The sequence below is a fragment of the Streptomyces viridifaciens genome (genome assembly GCF_001888885.2).
GTDB lineage: Bacteria > Actinomycetota > Actinomycetes > Streptomycetales > Streptomycetaceae > Kitasatospora > Kitasatospora aureofaciens.
The window spans coordinates 4,560,996-4,577,310 of the sequence record NZ_CP090841.1 but is presented as its reverse complement, the minus strand read 5'-3'; the positions used below and the strand labels follow the sequence as shown (position 1 = coordinate 4,577,310).

Below are 16,315 nucleotides of genomic sequence, written 5' to 3'. Positions count from 1 at the left end.
TGGTCGGGTGAGGGGGCGGTGGGGGCTTCTCGTGGGCGCGCGGGGCGTTGCCCCTGCGCGCCGCCCACGTGGCTTCCGGTCAGCGGTGGCGGTGGTCGTTGGGGGTGAGGCGGGGGCCGTAGCGGGGGGCGTGGGCGGTGGTGGCCAGGAGGAGGCGGCAGATGCGGTGGCGGTGGGGGCGGTAGGGCTCCAGGAGGGCGAGCATCTGGGAGTCGTCGCTGCGGGGGCGGCCCGCCAGGGCCCAGCCGACCAGGTTGGGGAGGTGGAAGTCGCCGACGGAGACGGCGTCCGGGTCGCCGTTGCTGCGTTGGAGGGTCTCGGCGGCTGTCCAGACGCCTATGCCGGGGACGGCCGTCAGGCGGGTGAAGGCCTGTTCGTGGGGCATCGTGGAGGCCTCCTCCAGGCGGGGGGCCAGCCGGACGGCGCGGATCACCGTGGCGGAGCGTTTGGGGTCGACACCGGCGCGGTGCCACTCCCAGCTGGGGACCATCGCCCATTCGCGGGCCGACGGGGCCACCCGCATGCCCTCGGCGGGGCCCGGGGCCGGGGTGCCGAAGTCGCGCAGCAGGGTGCGCCAGGCGCGGTAGGCCTCGTCGGTGGTGACCTTCTGTTCGAGGATCGCCGGGACGAGGGATTCCAGGACCAGTCCGGTCCGGGTGAGTCGCACGCCCGCTGTGCGGCGCTGGGCGTCGCGCAGCGGGCCGGGCGGGAGGACCAGTGCCTCGGGGTGGTCCTCCGCGCCGAGCAGGACGGGCAGCCGCTCCAGTAGCCACTGGGCGCCCGGGCCCCAGGCCGTCGCCTCGACCTCGCCGGCGGCGGGGCGCGGCAGCACCCGCAGGGTGCCGATGCCGGCCGGGGTGCGGGAGGCGCGCCAGACGGCGCCGTCGCCGGTGGTGCGGTAGGAGGGGTCGGCGGGGCCCCGGCGCAGTGGCAGGAGGGTGCGGACGGGGTCGAGCGGGAAGCCCGGCCGCCAGCGCCGTACCGCTTCGCTGCCGCCCGTCACTGCTGTCGCCTCCTGTGGTGCCTGAGGCTATGAACGATACGCGGCGGCTACTTGGCCTGGAGTTTGGCCGCGGCCGTGCGCAGGGCGGGCAGGCGGGCGTAGAGGGCCTCGCCGGGGCATTCGGTGTTGAAGGCGTCGCGGTGGCCGGAGATGGCGTCGAACTCGACGACCGTGCCCTTGGGGTAGCGGCTGGCGTCGGAGCCCGAGGTGAGTTTGGTGTGGCCGTCGGCGGCCTGGCCGGTGAGGCCGAGCTTCCAGGCGGAGATGGCGGTGATGCCGTCGAGGAGGGCCTGGGGCGGGGTGTCGCTGACGAAGGTGCCGATGGCGGCGACGCCGGAGGAGTCGGTGTTGAAGCCCAGGGTGTGGGCGCCGTGGACGGGTTGGGCGACGCCGCCGGCCCGGCCCTCGTAGATGGTGCCGCAGCGGTCCACGAGGAAGTTGTAGCCGATGTCCCGCCAGCCGCTGGTCTTGACGTGGTACTGGTAGATCGACCTGATCACCCGGGGGGCGTCGCTGCAGGCGTAGTCGGTGGCGGTGGCGGTGTGGTGGACGAAGACCTCGCGGACGGGGCCGGTGTACTCGAAGCCCGGTTCCCGCAGGGACTCGTCGGCGCCCCAGCCGGCCCTGGTGACGATCCCCGGACGCGGCGCCCGGTGGTCGCCGTCGGCGGGGGCTGCGGGCAGGGTGCGGGGGGCGGCGGCTGCGGGGGCACCGGCGCCGGGGTCGACGAGGTCGACCCGCAGTCCGGGCGGCAGTCCGGCCGGCCCGGGTCGGACGTCGACGGCGACGCCGTCGCTGCGGCCGGTCCACAGCGGGGCGGTGGCGCCGTGCGGGGCGTCGTCGGGGCCGTCCTCGGCGTCGGCCTCCAGGGTGTGCCAGTCGCTCCAGCGGCCGGTGGCGGCGTCCCGGGTGCGGACCCGGACGGAGCCGCCGTTCAGGGCCCCGGCCGGTCCGTCCCAAACGACGCCGAGGAGTTCGTACGGTCGGGTGGTGCTCGGGGCGAGCCCGTGCCCGGAGGTCAGCGGGAGCGAGGTGGTCGTGCCGCCGCCGGGGAAGACATGACGTTCGGCGCCGGAGGGAGGGGGCGCGGCGGAGGCGGCGGAAGCGGGCTGCAGCAGCAGGGCGGCGGTGCACCCGGCGAGGAGCGCAGCGGGGACTGGGAGGCGCGCGGCTCTGGTCGAGAGGCGCGCGGCCTGGCGTGAAAGGCGCATACAGGGGATCGTCGCCGCAAACCGGACGGCTCGCCACGCCGCCCCGCGCCCGCTCGGCCGCCCCTCCCGGCCTGCCGCTCGAAGGCCTTAGGCTGGGGCGCACCATGACTGCGCCATTCGCTGCCGATGCCCGCACCCCCGTCGAGCTGCTGCACGCATACCTGCGCGGCGGCACCCCTTCGGTCGATCCCGCGGCCCCGCTGGTCACCTTCTACGACGACGCCACCGGCGAACGGGTGGAGTTGTCCGCCCGGACCTTCGACAACTGGGTCGCCAAGACCTCCAACCTCCTGCAGGACGAGCTGAACGCCGGCCCGGGCGACCGCGCCGCGCTGCTGCTGCCCGCCCACTGGCAGAGCGCCGTCTGGCTGCTGGCCTGCTGGTCGGTCGGTGTGACGGCGGTGCCGGCCGGCGACCCGGCGGCCGCCGACCTGGTGGTGAGCGGCCCGGACGGTCTGGAGGCCGCCCAGGCCTGCGGGGGCGAGCGGGTGGCCCTCGCACTGCGGCCGCTGGGCGGCCGCTTCCCGCACCGCCCGGACGGCTTCCTCGACTACGCCGCCGAGGTGCCCGGCCAGGGCGACCGCTTCGCGCCGTACTCCCCCGTCGCCCCGGACGGGGAGGCGCTGGAGACCTCGGTGGACGGGCTGCCGCTGAAGCTGACCGGGGAGCAGACCGTCGCGCTGGCCCGGGAGGGGGCCGTGCGCCTCGGTCTGAAGCCCGGCGACCGGGTGATGTCCACCCTCTCCTTCGACGACTGGGCCGGTCTGGAGGCCGGTCTGCTGGCCCCGCTGGCGGCCGGCGCCTCGGTGGTGCTGTGCCGCAACTCGCAGGGCCTGGACGCCGGGCAGTGGGAGAAGCGGGCCGAGTCCGAACGGGTGACTGTCCGCCTCGGCTGACCCCGGCGGCGCCCCGGCGGGTAGGGATCCCTGCCATGGCCGAGGATGACACCGAGCACCCCCCGACCGACGAGACTCCCCCCACGGACGCTCCCCCGAGTGGACCGAAACGCCCGCGACGGCGCCGGCGGTGGCTGATGATCACCGCCGGCGCCGTCGCGTTCCTACTGGTCGCCGCCGGCGTGACGCTCTGGATCGCGTACCGCAAGCTGGACGGCAACATCACGACCGACTCGGCCACCGACCGGCTGCTGGCCGAGCTGGAGGCCGAGCGTCCGGGCCGTTCCTCGGCGGCCGCGGGTGCCCGGAACATCCTGCTGATCGGGAGCGACGACCGCAGCGGCGCGAACTCCTCGTACGGCGGCCAGCCCGGCACCCAGCGCTCGGACACCACGATCCTGCTGCACCTGGCCGCCGACCGGAAGCACGCGACCGCGGTCTCCATCCCGCGTGACGTCATGGTCACCGTGCCCTCCTGCGAGAAACCGGACGGCAGCCGCAGCAAGCCGGGGACGATGCAGTTCAACTGGGCCTTCGAGCTGGGCGGTCCGGCCTGCTCGATCCGCACCGTCGAGCAGCTGAGCGGCATCCGGGTCGACCACCACGTGATCCTCGACTTCAGCGGCTTCAAGGCCATGGTGGACGCGATCGGCGGGGTCGAGGTCTGCGTGCCGCAGCCGATCCACGACAAGGACGCCAAGCTGGACCTGGCCGCCGGGCGCCAGGTGCTGCACGGCGAGCAGGCCCTCGGCTACGTCCGGGTCCGGGAGAGCCTGGGCGACGGCAGCGACACCCAGCGGATGGGCCGTCAGCAGCAGTTCCTGGCGTCGCTGATCCGCAAGGTGCAGTCGCAGGGGGTGCTGCTGAACCCGACCAGGCTGTGGCCGGTGCTGGACGCGGCCACCTCCTCGGTGAAGGCGGACGCCGGCCTGTCCTCGCTCGGTGCGCTCTACGACCTCACCCAGGACCTGCGCGACATCCCCTCGCCGAACGTGGTGTTCCTGACCGCGCCGCGCCGCCCGTACCACTACGACTCGGACCGGGACGAGTTCGTGCAGCCGCAGACCACCCAGCTGTTCACCGCGCTGCGGGAGGACCGGCAGATCGCCGTCCGGCCGCCCGGCTCGACGCCCGCGCCGGACGCGGGGACGAGCCCCGGGGCCGTGGTGGCCTCCGACGAGGCGACGGCGTCCCCCTCGGCGAGCGCCTCGCCCACCTTCGAGGGGCGCACCGCCGACGTGGACTCCTGCGCACAACACTGAGACCCGCGCCGGGGTTTGCCGTCCCATTGCTTTTCCGTGACGGATCTCATACTCGGAACGATTCCCCCGTTCGGCTCGTCTAGTGTGTCCGGATCGACCCACCGCCCGGGTGGGTCGCCTCCCGTGACGGCCGGACGTAGGGAATCCCGTGCAGCAGGACCAACCGGACACCGACCAGTACAACGGCGGCGGCCGCCGGGACAACCGCCGGCGGGCGGCAGCGGTCGCCCGGCGCAACCGGCGCCGGCGGGTGCTGAAGTGGACGGCCGGGACGGGCGCGCTGGTGATGGTCGCGGGCTGCGGCGGGGCGTACTACCTGTACCAGCACTTCAACAACAACCTGACCTCGGTGAAGGTCCAGCTGGGCGACGAGGCGGAGCGGCCCAAGGCCGCCGGGGACGCGCTGAACGTCCTGGTGATCGGCACGGACAGCCGGGCGGGCCTCGGACGCGAGTACGGCGACGAGGGCAGCACCGGGCACGCCGACACCACGCTGCTGTTCCACATCGCCAAGGACCGCTCCAACGCGACCGTGGTCAGCATCCCGCGCGACCTGATGGTGCCGATACCGGAGTGCGAGGACGGCAAGGGCAAGAAGATCCCGGGCTCGGCGCGGGACATGTTCAATACGAGCCTCGGCCAGGCGGGGCGCGACGCGGGCTGCACCTGGAAGACCGTCGAGAAGATGACCGGCATCCGGGTCGACCACTTCGTGCAGGTCAACTTCGAGGCGGTGAAGACGCTCTCCACCGCCGTCGGCGGGGTCGAGGTCTGCGCGGGCAAGGACATCGACGACAAGGACTCGCACCTGAAGATGTCCAAGGGCCGCCACGTGGTCCAGGGCGAGGAGGCGCTGGCCTTCGTCCGCACCCGGCACGCGGTCGGCTTCGGCGGCGACCTCACCCGGATCCCGCTCCAGCAGCAGTTCATCAGCTCGATGATCCGCAAGATCAAGAGCGACGACACCCTGACCAGCCCGAGCAAGCTCTACCGGCTCGCGGACGCCGCCACCAGGGCGCTCACCGTGGACTCCGCCATCGGCAGCGTCGACAAGCTGAAGGACCTCGCGCAGGACATCAGCAAGGTGGACACCGGGAACATCACCTTCACCACCGTGCCGGTGCTGGACGACCCCAAGGACCAGGACCGGCTGATCCTGCGGCAGCCGGACGCCGGGCAGGTCTTCTCGATGATCGCGGGCGACCGCTCGCTGACCGCGACCCCGCCCGCCGCCGAGACGCCCGCCCCTGCGGCACCCAGCACCACCGCCCCTGCGGTGGACACCAAGGATGTCCCGGTGACGGTGCGCAACGGCAGCGGGACCCGCGGACAGTCCGGGCCGACGGTGGACAAGCTGAAGGCCAAGGGCTTCGCCAAGGCGGCGGTCGGCTCCGACGCCCCGCCCGCCGCGACCACCACGGTGTCCCTCCCGGCCGGCCGGGAGGCCGAGGCCGCCGCGCTGGCCACCGCCCTCGGACTGCCCGCCGACGCCGTACGGCCGAACCCCAAGGCGGGCCCGAAGGACCCGCTGCTGCTGGTGCTCGGCAAGGACGCCCTCGCGGCCCCCTCGCAGGCACCCACCGAGGCCCCGAAGGACCTCCAGCGGGTGCAGGCGGACGACGTCGACGTGTGCGCCAAGTAACGGCGTGTGCGCCAGGTAACGGCGTGCGCGCCGGGTAACTACGAACGCGCCTGGGAGAGCACGTCCTTCGAGGTCGGGCGGACGCTGGCCATCACCCGGCGGGCCAGCGAGCGGGGCGAGGTGATGAAGCCGAAGCCCCAGCTGAGGTGCATGGTCGCGAGCGCCACCGGCAGCAGCGCCCTGGCCCGGAGGGACAGGCCGCGGCCCTCGACCACCGCGCCGCCGAGGATGCCCAGCAGGTAGGCACCGGGCACCGCGAGGAAGGCCGGGTGGACGGCGGCGCCGAGCACCAGGCCGAGCACCACCGCGAGCAGCGCGCTCGGCGGGGCGAGGTAGCGCAGGTTGACCGAGCCGCGGTGGTAGCGGGTGACCACCCGGCGCCAGCGGCCGTAGTCCTTGTACTGCTTGGCCAGTGCCCGGACGGACGGCCGGGGGCGGTACGTCACCTTGAGCTGCGGGGTGAACCAGACCAGCCCGCCGTCCTGGCGGATCCGGTAGTTCAGCTCCCAGTCCTGGGCGCGGATGAACTCCTCGTTGTAGCCGCCGAGCTTCTCCAGCACCTCGCGCCGGAACACCCCGAGGTACACGGTGTCCGCCGGGCCGGCCAGGCCGCCGGTGTGGAAGGCCGCGTTGCCGACGCCGATCTTGGAGGTCATCGCGGCGGCGACCGCGTTCTCCCACTCGGTCTCGCCCTCGGCGTGCATGATGCCGCCGACGTTGGCGGCGTCCATCTCACCGAGCAGCCGGACCGCCGTGGTGATGTAGCCGGGCGTCAGCAGGCCGTGGCCGTCGACGCGGACCACTATCGGGTACTGCGAGCCCCGGATCGCGGCGTTCAGCCCCGCGGGGGTGCGGCCGGTGGGGTTCTCCACCGTGCGCACCCGCGGGTCCTCCGCCACCAGTTCGGCGGCGATCTCCGCGGTGCGGTCGGTGGAGGGGCCGAGGGCGATCACCACTTCCATCGGCCCGGGGTATTCCTGGTCCAGGATGCGCCGGACGGCCGTGCGCAGGTGTCGTTCCTCGTTGAGCACCGGCATGATCACGGAAACAGCCGGCAGCTCCTCAGCAGCCTTGGTGTTCATCGGGGCCAACCGTACCGGTGCCGACGCGTTGCCGTCTTGTCCCGGTTCCGTCGCTCCCGGTCCCCGGGAGGGCGGCACCGGCGCCGTGATCACGATCACCGTACCGTTCCGCTTCCCCGGGCCCGAATCCGGGCGGGAGCGGTGCAGGTTCGGCGCAGGTTCCGGGCGTCCGGTGAACGGCGGTGAACAGGGCGGATCCGGCCCCCGACAGGATGTTCACCAGCTGCCGCGGCAGGGGCCGGGCACTGTGCGCGCCCGGCCCCCGTCCCCCATTCCCCCGGGTTCCCCCGTTCCCCCGCTCCCCCGCTCCCCCGTGGGTGACCCGACGTCCGGCGTCGCCGGGTCAGTCCGTCGCGATGGCCGCGAGGACGTTCATCCGTCCGGCCCGGAAGGCCGGGACGAGGGCGGCGACCAGACCGATCACCACCGAGGAGACCAGCGTCACCACGACCGTGGTGGTCGGGACGGAGAGCGTCCCGAGGCCCTGGTCCCGCAGCACCCGCTGGGCGGTGACGCCCCAGGCCAGGCCCAGACCGGTGCCGAGGACGGCGCCGAACAGGGCGATCACCACGGACTCCAGCCGGATCATCCGGCGCAGCTGGCGGCGGGAGATCCCGATCGCCCGCAGCAGGCCGATCTCGCGGGTGCGCTCCACCACCGACAGCGCCAGGGTGTTGACCACGCCGAGCACCGCGACGGTGATCGACAGGCCGACCAGACCGTAGATCAGGTAGAGCAGCGTGTTGACCTGGGACTGCACGAGTTCCTTGTAGCCGGCCTGGTCCTTCACGGTCAGCTGCGGGTACTGCTGGAGCGCCTCCTGCAGGGCGGTGAGCGTCCTGCCGACGTCGGCGCCGGGGGCGGCCTTGGCGAAGAACGTCCACACCGGGGGCTGCTCGGCGGCCGGAACGACCTGGGCCAGGGCGTCCAGGCCGACGAAGGAGCCGTCGCCCAGCAGCCCGCCCTTCTGGAACACCACGCCCACCGGCAGCGTCTGGGTGCGGCCCTTGCCGTAGTCGACGGTCACGCGGTCTCCGACCTTCAGGCCGTGGTCCTCGGCGAAGGTCTCGCCGATCCCGAGCGAACCGCGCCCGATCGAGTCCATCGCGCCGGAGCTGACCGTGGGGTGGAAGTCGCTGCCGAAGAAGCTGGCCGGCACCGCGGTCAGGTCCGTCCTGGCGTTCTGCCCGCCGGGCAGCTGGACCTTGGTGCGGAGAAGGTTCTCCTGGGTCGTGACGTGGTCGATGCCCGGGGTGCGCTTCACCGCGTCCATCATCTCGGCGGTGACCGGGGCCTGGCCGCCCGAGATGATGTAGTCCACGCCCACCGACCTGTCGATCTGCGCACTGGCCGAGCTGACCGCCGAGGAGCTGAACACCGAGGAGCCGATCACCAGCGCCAGCCCGATCATCAGTGCGGCGGCGGTGGCGCCGGTGCGCCGCGGGTTGCGCATCGCGTTGCGCTGGGCGAGCTTGCCGGAGGGGCCGAACAGGGCCGGGAGCAGCGCGCCGAGCACCTTGATGACGACGGTGGCCAGCAGCGGGCCGAGCACCACGAAGCCGATCAGGGTGAGCAGCAGGCCGAGGCCCAGGAGCTGCCCGCCGGTGCCGGCCCGGTCCGCCGTCCCGGCGAGCACCAGCAGGCCTGCGCCGCCGCCGGTGAGCAGCACCCCGAGGACCGTACGGACCAGGTTGGAGCGGGCCTCGGCCGGGGTGCCGTGGTCGCGCAGGGCGGCCATCGGCGCGATCCGGCTGGCCCGGCGGGCCGGGATCCACGCCGCGACGACGGTGATCAGGATGCCCACCGCGTAGCCCGCCACGAAGACGTCGGGCCCGATCTCCAGGTCGCTCGCCTTGAGGTCCATGCCGATCGCGTTCATCAGCTTGATGAGGCCGACGGCCACGCCCAGGCCGACCGCCACGCCGAGGGTCGAGCCGAGCACGCCCAGGATGAGCGCCTCCACCAGTACCGAGCCGTTCACCTGCCGGCGGCTGCCGCCGATGGCGCGCAGCAGACCGATCTCGCGGGTGCGCTGGGCGACCAGCATCGAGAAGGTGTTGATGATCAGGAAGCCGCCGACGATCAGCGAGATGCCGGCGAAGCCGAGCATCGCGTACTTCATGAAGTCGAGGCCGCTGCCGATCGCCTTGGTGTTGTCGGCCTTCTGCTCGGCCGCCGTCTTGACCTGGTAGCGGCTGCCCAGCTCGGCGAGGGTGTCGGCCTTGAGCCGGTCGTTGCTGCGGCTGCCGTCGCCGAAGGCTTCGACGGAGGTGTAGGCCTGCTCGCCGAGCAGCACCTGCTGGGCGGTCGCGGTGTCCAGGAAGGCCAGCGCGGCGCCCGGGTTGGTGGTGGTGAAGGTGGCGATGCCGGCGATCGTGTACGGGTGCTGTCCCGTCGCGTTGTCGACCCGGACCTTGTCGCCGATGCCGAGCCCGGCCTTCTTGGCGGTGTCCGCGTCCAGCACCAGCTCGCCGGAGTTCTGCGGGACGTGCCCGGAAGTGATCTTGACCGGGTTGCGCGGGGTGTCGGTCCAGTTGCCGACCAGGGTCGGGGCGCCGCTGGTCGGGCCGACCAGCTTGTTGGTGGCCGGGTTGACCAGGATCGCGTTGCCGACCATGACCTGGCCGATCGCGGTCTTCACGCCCGGCACCGAGGCGACCTGCTGGGCGAGCGGGGCCGGGACCGTCGCGGGCTTGTCCCCGGCCTGCGGCTCCTCGTCGTCGGCCGGCTTGGGCGGCTGGACCGAGATGTCGGAGGCGGTCGCGGCGAACAGCTTGGAGAAGGTGCTGGTGGCGGTGTTGGAGAACACCAGGGTGCCGGACACGAAGGCGACCGACAGCACGACGGCGATGAGCGAGAGCGCCATCCGGCCCTTGTGGGCGAAGAAGCTCCGCAGTGAGGTCCTGAGCAGCATGGTTTCGTCGTCCCGCCGCTCAGCTGGTGCGCTTGCCGTCGAAGCGGCGCATGCGTTCGAGGACGGAGTCGGCGGTCGGCGCGTGCATCTCGTCGACGATCACGCCGTCGGCGAGGAAGAGCACGCGGTCCGCGTAGCCGGCGGCGACCGGGTCGTGGGTGACCATGACCATGGTCTGGCCCAGCTCGTCCACCGAGCGGCGCAGGAAGGTCAGCACCTCGGCGCCGGCCCGGGAGTCCAGGTTCCCGGTGGGCTCGTCGCCGAAGATGATCTCCGGGCGGGCGGCCAGCGCGCGGGCCACCGCGACGCGCTGCTGCTGACCGCCGGAGAGCTGGGTCGGGCGGTGCTTGAGCCGGCCGGCCAGACCGACGGTCTCCACCACCTGGTCCAGCCAGGCCTGGTCGGGCCTGCGGCCGGCGATGTCCATCGGCAGCGTGATGTTCTCCAGCGCGTTCAGGGTCGGGAGCAGGTTGAACGCCTGGAAGATGAAGCCGATCTTGTCCCGGCGCAGCCTGGTCAGCTGCTTGTCCCTGAGGCCGGTGATCTCGGTGTCGCCGATCCAGATCCGCCCGCTGCTGACCGTGTCCAGCCCCGCCAGGCAGTGCATGAGGGTGGACTTGCCGGAGCCCGAGGGGCCCATGATCGCGGTGAAGCGGCCGCGCTGGATGTCCACGTCGACCGCGTCGAGCGCGGTCACCCTGGTCTCGCCCGATCCGTACGCCTTGGTCACCTGGCGGGCCGTGGCGGCGACGGCGGACGGTCCGCCGGGAAGCTGGGGGTCGTACACGGCTGCTGCCGTCGTCACTGGAGTCTCCTAAGAAGTGGCCCACCCGTTGGCCCCCACCCTCCCGACGAGGTCGGGTGGCGGACCCGATGGAACCGGGTCGCCCTCGGAGGGGCGGGGGCGTGAGAACCACGTTAGGAGTCGTCGTCAGGAGGCTCGTCCTCCGTCGGAATGAAGCGGTGCAACCAAGGTTCTACGGGTGCGGCACCCCCTCCCCCTAGGGGGTGCCGCGGGCCGTCTCGGGGTCGCCCCGTACGGGGTCGGGCGGGCGGCAGGTCAGCCGGTCAGGACGGGTGCGGCCAGGCGTTCGAGGGCGTCGGCGAAGCCCGCCACGACGGGGACGAGCTGGGCGTCGGTCGCGCACTCGACGAGGGTCGTGCCGTCCTCCGCGGCGGTGATGTGGCGGTCGAGCACGAACCAGCCCTGGGTGATGTGGCCGGCGCCCATCGAGCTGAGCACCGGGCGCAGCGCGTAGTCCACGGCGAGGACGTGCGCGGGCGAGCCGCCGGTGGCCAGCGGCAGGACGGCCTTGCCGGCCAGGGCGTACTGCGGGAGCACGTCGAGCAGGGCCTTGAGCAGGCCGGAGTAGGCGGCCTTGTAGACGGGAGTGCCGATGACGACGCCGTCGGCGCGGGCGAACAGCTCGGTGACGGCGGCGATCTCCGGGTGCTCGAAGTCGCCGGAGAGGAGCGCGTGCGCGGGCAGGCTGCGGGCCTCGAACGGGATGACGTGGTGGCCGCGGTCCACCAGGCGGGCGTCGACGTGGCGCAGCAGCCGGGTGGTGCGGGAGGTGGCGGACGGGGAGCCGGATACGGACAGGACGGTGGCCATGGGGTTCACCTCTGGCTGGAAGCGGGGTCGCTTCGCAGCGGCCGCTGCTCGGCTGCTGCGGTGGGGGTGGCGGGTGCGCTTCAGCCGCGACAGAGGGAACCGGACACACGCTGCAGGTCGACGTGCCGCCGACGCGTGAGTGCCCGCCCCTGGTCCATGCCTGGAATGCAAACACGCTGCGTTCGAAGCGGTCAAGAATCGTTTCGGCGCTCGGAACGCGGGTGACGGGCGCGTTTCACGCCGGAACGATCCGGTACGTGCATCAAAACTGCTACAAGAGGCCTGGCGGGGACCCCGGGGGGAGTCAGCAGTACCGGGGTCGGGCATCCTCGACGGCATGAACACGTGGCAGGAGGGCCGCCCGGGCGGCGGCGGGAACCCGTACGGAGGCAACGGCGGCGGTGCGGCGGCCGAGCCGCCGCTGCCGGCCGGGCTGAACCCGCGCGGGCCGGGGGCGCCCGCTCCGCGACAGCCGGGGCCGTCCCGCCTCGGCGGCGTCCCGCCGCAGACCGTTCCCGGCGGCCCCGGCGGTGCCGGGCCGGCCGGTGCGCGGGCCGGGCGCTGGCCGCGGCGGCGGATCGTGAAGTGGACGGTCTTCGGCGTGCTGATCGCCGTCATGGTGACCGCCGTCTCCACCTGGTTCTGGGCGGACTCCAAGCTCAACCACGAGAACGTGCTGGCCGACTACCCGGGCCGCCCGGCCGCCGGCAAGGGCACCAACTGGCTGATCGTCGGTTCCGACAGCCGCGAGGGCCTCAGCGAGTCCCAGATGGACACCATGCACACCGGCCACGACGTCGAGGGCAAGCGCAGCGACTCGATGATGATCCTGCACATCGGGGACCACGGGAACACGCTGATGAGCATCCCGCGTGACTCCTGGGTGCCGATTCCCGAGTACAAGGCGAGCAGCGGCAAGACCGTCAAGGCCACCGCCTCGAAGATCAACTCGGCCTTCGCCACCGGCAACGGCCGGCTCCTGGTGCAGACCGTCGAGCTGAACACCGGCATCCACATCGACCACTACGCCGAGATCGGCTTCGCCGGGTTCGCGGGCATCGTCGACTCCGTCGGCGGCGTCCAGATGCACATAGACCAGGACATCAAGGACAAGGACTCCGGCCTCGACCTCAAGGCCGGCGACCAGACCCTCAACGGCACCCAGGCCCTGGCCTTCGTCCGCCAGCGCCACCAGATGGCCGACCAGGACCTCGGCCGGATGCGCAACCAGCAGAAGTTCCTCGGCGCCCTCGCCCACCAGGCGGCCTCGCCGGGCACCGTGCTCAACCCGTTCACCTTCTACCCGCTGGTGGACTCGGCGCTCGGTACCCTGATCGTCGACGACGACTGCGGACTGACCGACCTGGGTTCGCTCTTCCTCGCCATGAAGGACGTCAACGGCGGCGGCGGCAAGACGCTCACCATCCCGATCGGCAACGCGGACTACCGGACCAAGACCGGCGAGTCGGCGGTGCTGTGGGACACCAACAAGTCCAAGCAGGTCTTCGACGCCTTCAAGAACGACACCGCGGTGCCGGACTTCAAGTAACCGGACACGCCTGGTGACCACCCGGCCACAATGGGTGGATGTCACTCGTCACCGCACTCGTCTACCGCCGACGCCACCGCCTCCTGGGCCGCCTGGTCCAGGAGGCGCTCGCGCTCTACGGCATGGAGGTGCCGGCCGCCTGCGAGATCGGGCCCGGCCTCACCGTGTTCCACCGCGGCTTCGGCACCGTCCTGCACCCGTACACCACGCTCGGGGCGGACGTGACGCTCTACAACGGCGTGACCATCGGCCGGGCCGACCCGTGGGTGCCGCAGGAACGCAGCGCGATGCGGCGGGTGGTGGTCGAGGACGGCGCGGTGCTGTGCGCGGGCGCCAAGGTGGTGTGCAAGGAGGGCGTGCTGACCGTCGGGGCGGGCACCGTGGTGGGCGCCAACGCCGTGCTCACCCGCTCGACCGGGCCTGGCGAGGTCTGGGCCGGGGTGCCCGCGCGCAAGGTGGGGATGCGGGAGCGGGACTGGGCACCCCCGGTCGCGGCTTCGGCCTGACGCGGCGACGGAGGGTCAGACCGACGGCGGGGACGGCAGCCGGTCGAGCGCGATCCCGAAGTGCTCCCGGTAGGCGGACAGCGCAGCGGCGTCGGTGAGTTGCTCCTCGGCGCGACCGCCGTCGGGGGCGGTGCGGATCAGCCGGGTGCCACTGAGGGTGGTCCGGCCGCCGTCCGGGGTGGGCAGCGAGCAGGTGGTCGAGCGGGTGAAGTGGGACTGCGGCGAGCTGGTCTGCCACCAGCAGGTCGGGCCGAAATCGGCCAGCGGGTAAGGCCGTTGGTCCAGCCGGTACTGCGGCTCGCCGTCCATCAGGACGTCCAGCTCGCCGTGCTCGCCGTACGGGCGGACGGTGAACACGCCCTGGGGGTCGGCCTGTTCGCCGCGTCCGTCGAGACGCAGCGGCAGCTCGCTGAACCGGCCGAAGCCCACGTCGGCCAGCCAGGGCTCGTCCAGGTCGACCCGCAGCGCCAGGTGGTCGAACGGCGGCCCCGGCCGCTCCCCCTGGAAGACCCGGGCGGCCAGCAGGCTCACCCGGTAGCCCAGTGACCGCAGCAACTCGGCGAAGGCACCGTTGAGTTCGTAGCAGAACCCGCCGCGCCGCCGGTCCACCACCTTCGCCACCAGCGCCGCCGGCTCCAGCACCACGGGCTCGCCGAGGTGGATGCTCAGGTTCTCGAAGGGGACCGTCCGCAGGTGCGCCCGCTGCAGTCGGGCCAGACCGCCGGCCGAGGGCGCCCCCGGGTCCGCGACGCCGATCCGGTCCAGGTACGCCGCCCGGGCGGCGGTGGTCAGCCCCTCGTACGCCTGCTCATGATCCATCCGCCCATTCCACCCCGGGCCGGAGCGGCGGGCCATCGGTCCTTCGACCTAGGACACGGGAACGACACCGCCCCGGAGTGGGAAGTCGGCCGGGCCGACTTCCCACTCCGGGGCGGTACGCGTACCGGTGGACGCGGTGATTACTCGACCACGCCGGACTTGGCGATCTTGATGGCGGCCGAGGTGCGGCCGCTCTGCGAGCCGAGGCCCTCGATCTTCTTCACGATGTCCATGCCCTCGACGACCTCGCCGAAGACGACGTGCTTGCCGTCCAGCCAGTCGGTGACGATGGTGGTGATGAAGAACTGCGAGCCGTTGGTGTTGCGGCCGGCGTTGGCCATCGACAGCAGGCCCGGGCGGTCGTGCTTGAGCTGGAAGTTCTCGTCCGCGAACTTCTCGCCGTAGATGCTCTTGCCACCGGTGCCGTTGTGGTTGGTGAAGTCACCGCCCTGCAGCATGAAGGCGGGGATCACGCGGTGGAAGCCGGAGCCCTCGTAGCCGAAGCCGTTCTGGCCGGTGGCCAGCTCGCGGAAGTTGCGGGCGGTCTTCGGAACGACGTCGTCGAACAGCTTGAAGACGATGCGGCCGGCCGGCTCGTCGTTGATGGTGATGTCGAAGAAAACGTTGGAACCCATGCAGGGATCATGGCATGAGCTGCCCGGCGTCGCGCGCCACCCCCGGCTCTCCCGCTGGTGACGTCGGCGTGTTATCCGGCGGGCGTCGGGTTGGTCGGCGCAGCCCTCGGCGCCCCCGCCGCCCATGAGCCCGTCGGCGTTCGCCGTCAGGCCCGAACGGTAGAAGCTAACATCGATGTCAGGTTCAAGCCTTCGGTCGGAACGGCGGATGGACGGCGGGGTGGACGGCATGCGGATCGGTGAACTGGCCCGGCGCACGGGCGTGAGCGAGCGCTCGCTGCGGTACTACGAGCAGCAGGGACTGCTGGTCGCCCGGCGCACCGCCGGCGGCCACCGGGAGTACCCGGAGATGGCGGTGGACCGGGTGGTGCACATCCAGGAGCTGTTCGCCGCCGGGCTGCACAGTCGCACCATCTACAAGATCCTCCCTTGCATGCGGGACTCCGACGGCGGCCCGAGCGAGACCGCCACCCCGCTGCTGGTCGAGGAGCTCACCTCGGAGCGCGACCGGATCGACCGGATGATCACCGACCTGCTGCGCTCGCGCGAGGTGCTGGACGAGGTGATCGCCGGCGCCACCGGGCGGCCGTCGGCGGCTTAGGGGCTCTCAGGCCCTGAGCTTGCGCCAGACCGCCTCCAGCGCCGCGATGTCCGCCGCGTCCAGCCGGTCGGTGAACACCGGGGCCAGGGCGGCCCGTCGGGTCGCGTCGGCCTCGGCGAACAGGGCGCGGCCCTGCCCGGTCAGCTCGATCCGCACCGAGCGCGCGTCCGAGGCCGAGGGCGTACGGGAGACCAGGCCGCGCCCGGCCAGGGCGTCCACCACCCGGGAGACCTGGCTGCGGCTGAGCATGGTCTTGGCGCCGAGGTCGGAGGCTGCCACCGGCTCCTGCTGGTAGTTCAGCCAGAGCATCACCTCGAACCAGGACAGCGGGAGCCCGTGCACCCGGGCCAGCTCCCGGTCCACCCGGGCGGCCAGGGTGGTGCCGGCCCAGACCAGCCCGTAGAAGGCGTGGTCCTGCTCCGAGAGCGGGCCCAGGGAGAGATCGGCGCGGTCCATGCCGTTCATCGTACCGAGAGTGCGTGCGTGTGCACACAGTGCCCGGAGGCACCCGCCCGGGCCGCGGCCGGCCAGGACGACCAAGGCCCAGGAGCAGGCGGCCGCGCTGATCGACTGAGCCGCC

The 16,315-nt window shown here is 72.6% G+C and carries 16 protein-coding genes; 6 read left to right on the top strand and 10 right to left on the bottom strand.

What is annotated here, in order from left to right:
- Window positions 1-79: 79 nt before the first annotated feature.
- On the bottom strand, window positions 80-1,003 hold the full coding sequence (locus BOQ63_RS27660) for a DNA-3-methyladenine glycosylase family protein (RefSeq protein ID WP_030289938.1): 924 nt from the start codon (window positions 1,001-1,003) through the stop codon (window positions 80-82).
- 47 nt (window positions 1,004-1,050) lie between these two features.
- On the bottom strand, window positions 1,051-2,214 hold the full coding sequence (locus BOQ63_RS27655; protein WP_078867664.1) for a peptidoglycan recognition protein family protein: 1,164 nt from the start codon (window positions 2,212-2,214) through the stop codon (window positions 1,051-1,053).
- Window positions 2,215-2,318: 104 nt separating this feature from the next.
- On the opposite strand from BOQ63_RS27655, the gene BOQ63_RS27650 reads away from it, so the two are divergent.
- The 3 genes from BOQ63_RS27650 to BOQ63_RS27640 all read left to right on the top strand — a co-directional run bounded on the left by BOQ63_RS27650 (window position 2,319) and on the right by BOQ63_RS27640 (window position 6,014).
- Window positions 2,319-3,110: a TIGR03089 family protein gene (locus tag BOQ63_RS27650; RefSeq protein WP_030289935.1), complete on the top strand. Its 792-nt coding sequence runs from the start codon at window positions 2,319-2,321 to the stop codon at window positions 3,108-3,110.
- Window positions 3,111-3,247: 137 nt separating this feature from the next.
- Complete coding sequence (locus BOQ63_RS27645; protein WP_223886053.1) at window positions 3,248-4,372, top strand: LCP family protein; 1,125 nt, start codon at window positions 3,248-3,250, stop codon at window positions 4,370-4,372.
- A gap of 148 nt (window positions 4,373-4,520) precedes the next feature.
- The gene (locus tag BOQ63_RS27640) at window positions 4,521-6,014 is read left to right on the top strand and encodes an LCP family protein (RefSeq protein ID WP_223886052.1); all 1,494 of its coding nucleotides are present in this window, start codon (window positions 4,521-4,523) and stop codon (window positions 6,012-6,014) included.
- 38 nt (window positions 6,015-6,052) lie between these two features.
- Here BOQ63_RS27640 and BOQ63_RS27635 read toward each other — a convergent pair whose 3' ends face one another.
- The 5 genes from BOQ63_RS27635 to BOQ63_RS27615 all read right to left on the bottom strand — a co-directional run bounded on the left by BOQ63_RS27635 (window position 6,053) and on the right by BOQ63_RS27615 (window position 11,783).
- Entirely contained in the window at window positions 6,053-7,096 is a 1,044-nt protein-coding gene (locus BOQ63_RS27635; protein ID WP_030289931.1) for a glycosyltransferase family 2 protein, read from the bottom strand.
- 343 nt (window positions 7,097-7,439) lie between these two features.
- Window positions 7,440-10,010 (bottom strand): ABC transporter permease, encoded by a 2,571-nt coding sequence (locus tag BOQ63_RS27630; RefSeq protein WP_030289930.1) that lies wholly within the window; start codon window positions 10,008-10,010, stop codon window positions 7,440-7,442.
- A 19-nt stretch (window positions 10,011-10,029) separates the two neighbouring features.
- Window positions 10,030-10,815: an ABC transporter ATP-binding protein gene (locus tag BOQ63_RS27625; RefSeq protein WP_046386331.1), complete on the bottom strand. Its 786-nt coding sequence runs from the start codon at window positions 10,813-10,815 to the stop codon at window positions 10,030-10,032.
- Window positions 10,816-11,070: 255 nt separating this feature from the next.
- The gene (ssuE, locus tag BOQ63_RS27620; protein WP_072655143.1) at window positions 11,071-11,625 is read right to left on the bottom strand and encodes an NADPH-dependent FMN reductase; all 555 of its coding nucleotides are present in this window, start codon (window positions 11,623-11,625) and stop codon (window positions 11,071-11,073) included.
- A gap of 80 nt (window positions 11,626-11,705) precedes the next feature.
- Window positions 11,706-11,783: a putative leader peptide gene (locus BOQ63_RS27615; protein WP_355212135.1), complete on the bottom strand. Its 78-nt coding sequence runs from the start codon at window positions 11,781-11,783 to the stop codon at window positions 11,706-11,708.
- Window positions 11,784-11,962: 179 nt separating this feature from the next.
- On the opposite strand from BOQ63_RS27615, the gene BOQ63_RS27610 reads away from it, so the two are divergent.
- The gene (locus tag BOQ63_RS27610; protein WP_150476145.1) at window positions 11,963-13,174 is read left to right on the top strand and encodes an LCP family protein; all 1,212 of its coding nucleotides are present in this window, start codon (window positions 11,963-11,965) and stop codon (window positions 13,172-13,174) included.
- 38 nt (window positions 13,175-13,212) lie between these two features.
- A complete protein-coding gene (locus tag BOQ63_RS27605; RefSeq protein ID WP_050366748.1) occupies window positions 13,213-13,680 on the top strand; it encodes an LbetaH domain-containing protein in 468 nt (155 codons plus the stop codon).
- 15 nt (window positions 13,681-13,695) lie between these two features.
- Here the strand turns inward: BOQ63_RS27605 and BOQ63_RS27600 are convergent, their stop codons facing one another.
- Together BOQ63_RS27600 and BOQ63_RS27595 are read right to left on the bottom strand one after the other, a co-directional pair.
- Entirely contained in the window at window positions 13,696-14,499 is an 804-nt protein-coding gene (locus tag BOQ63_RS27600; RefSeq protein WP_051747264.1) for an arylamine N-acetyltransferase family protein, read from the bottom strand.
- 140 nt (window positions 14,500-14,639) lie between these two features.
- Complete coding sequence (locus tag BOQ63_RS27595; RefSeq protein ID WP_030289924.1) at window positions 14,640-15,134, bottom strand: peptidylprolyl isomerase; 495 nt, start codon at window positions 15,132-15,134, stop codon at window positions 14,640-14,642.
- A gap of 229 nt (window positions 15,135-15,363) precedes the next feature.
- On the opposite strand from BOQ63_RS27595, the gene BOQ63_RS27590 reads away from it, so the two are divergent.
- The gene (locus BOQ63_RS27590) at window positions 15,364-15,735 is read left to right on the top strand and encodes a MerR family transcriptional regulator (RefSeq protein ID WP_030289923.1); all 372 of its coding nucleotides are present in this window, start codon (window positions 15,364-15,366) and stop codon (window positions 15,733-15,735) included.
- 6 nt (window positions 15,736-15,741) lie between these two features.
- On the opposite strand, the gene BOQ63_RS27585 is transcribed toward BOQ63_RS27590, so the two are convergent.
- The gene (locus BOQ63_RS27585; RefSeq protein WP_030289922.1) at window positions 15,742-16,191 is read right to left on the bottom strand and encodes a MarR family winged helix-turn-helix transcriptional regulator; all 450 of its coding nucleotides are present in this window, start codon (window positions 16,189-16,191) and stop codon (window positions 15,742-15,744) included.
- Window positions 16,192-16,315: the final 124 nt, after the last annotated feature.

Excerpts from the sequence above, each read along its gene's own strand:
- BOQ63_RS27655 (WP_078867664.1), bottom strand. The coding sequence starts at position 2,214 with ATGCGCCTTTCACGCCAGGCCGCGCGCCTCTCGACCAGAGCCGCGCGC.
- BOQ63_RS27650 (WP_030289935.1), top strand. The coding sequence starts at position 2,319 with ATGACTGCGCCATTCGCTGCCGATGCCCGCACCCCCGTCGAGCTGCTG.
- BOQ63_RS27645 (WP_223886053.1), top strand. The coding sequence starts at position 3,248 with ATGATCACCGCCGGCGCCGTCGCGTTCCTACTGGTCGCCGCCGGCGTG.
- BOQ63_RS27635 (WP_030289931.1), bottom strand. The coding sequence starts at position 7,096 with ATGAACACCAAGGCTGCTGAGGAGCTGCCGGCTGTTTCCGTGATCATG.
- BOQ63_RS27630 (WP_030289930.1), bottom strand. The coding sequence starts at position 10,010 with ATGCTGCTCAGGACCTCACTGCGGAGCTTCTTCGCCCACAAGGGCCGG.
- ssuE (WP_072655143.1), bottom strand. The coding sequence starts at position 11,625 with ATGGCCACCGTCCTGTCCGTATCCGGCTCCCCGTCCGCCACCTCCCGC.
- BOQ63_RS27615 (WP_355212135.1), bottom strand. The coding sequence starts at position 11,783 with ATGGACCAGGGGCGGGCACTCACGCGTCGGCGGCACGTCGACCTGCAG.
- BOQ63_RS27610 (WP_150476145.1), top strand. The coding sequence starts at position 11,963 with ATGAACACGTGGCAGGAGGGCCGCCCGGGCGGCGGCGGGAACCCGTAC.
- BOQ63_RS27605 (WP_050366748.1), top strand. The coding sequence starts at position 13,213 with ATGTCACTCGTCACCGCACTCGTCTACCGCCGACGCCACCGCCTCCTG.
- BOQ63_RS27600 (WP_051747264.1), bottom strand. The coding sequence starts at position 14,499 with ATGGATCATGAGCAGGCGTACGAGGGGCTGACCACCGCCGCCCGGGCG.
- BOQ63_RS27595 (WP_030289924.1), bottom strand. The coding sequence starts at position 15,134 with ATGGGTTCCAACGTTTTCTTCGACATCACCATCAACGACGAGCCGGCC.
- BOQ63_RS27590 (WP_030289923.1), top strand. The coding sequence starts at position 15,364 with ATGCGGATCGGTGAACTGGCCCGGCGCACGGGCGTGAGCGAGCGCTCG.
- BOQ63_RS27585 (WP_030289922.1), bottom strand. The coding sequence starts at position 16,191 with ATGGACCGCGCCGATCTCTCCCTGGGCCCGCTCTCGGAGCAGGACCAC.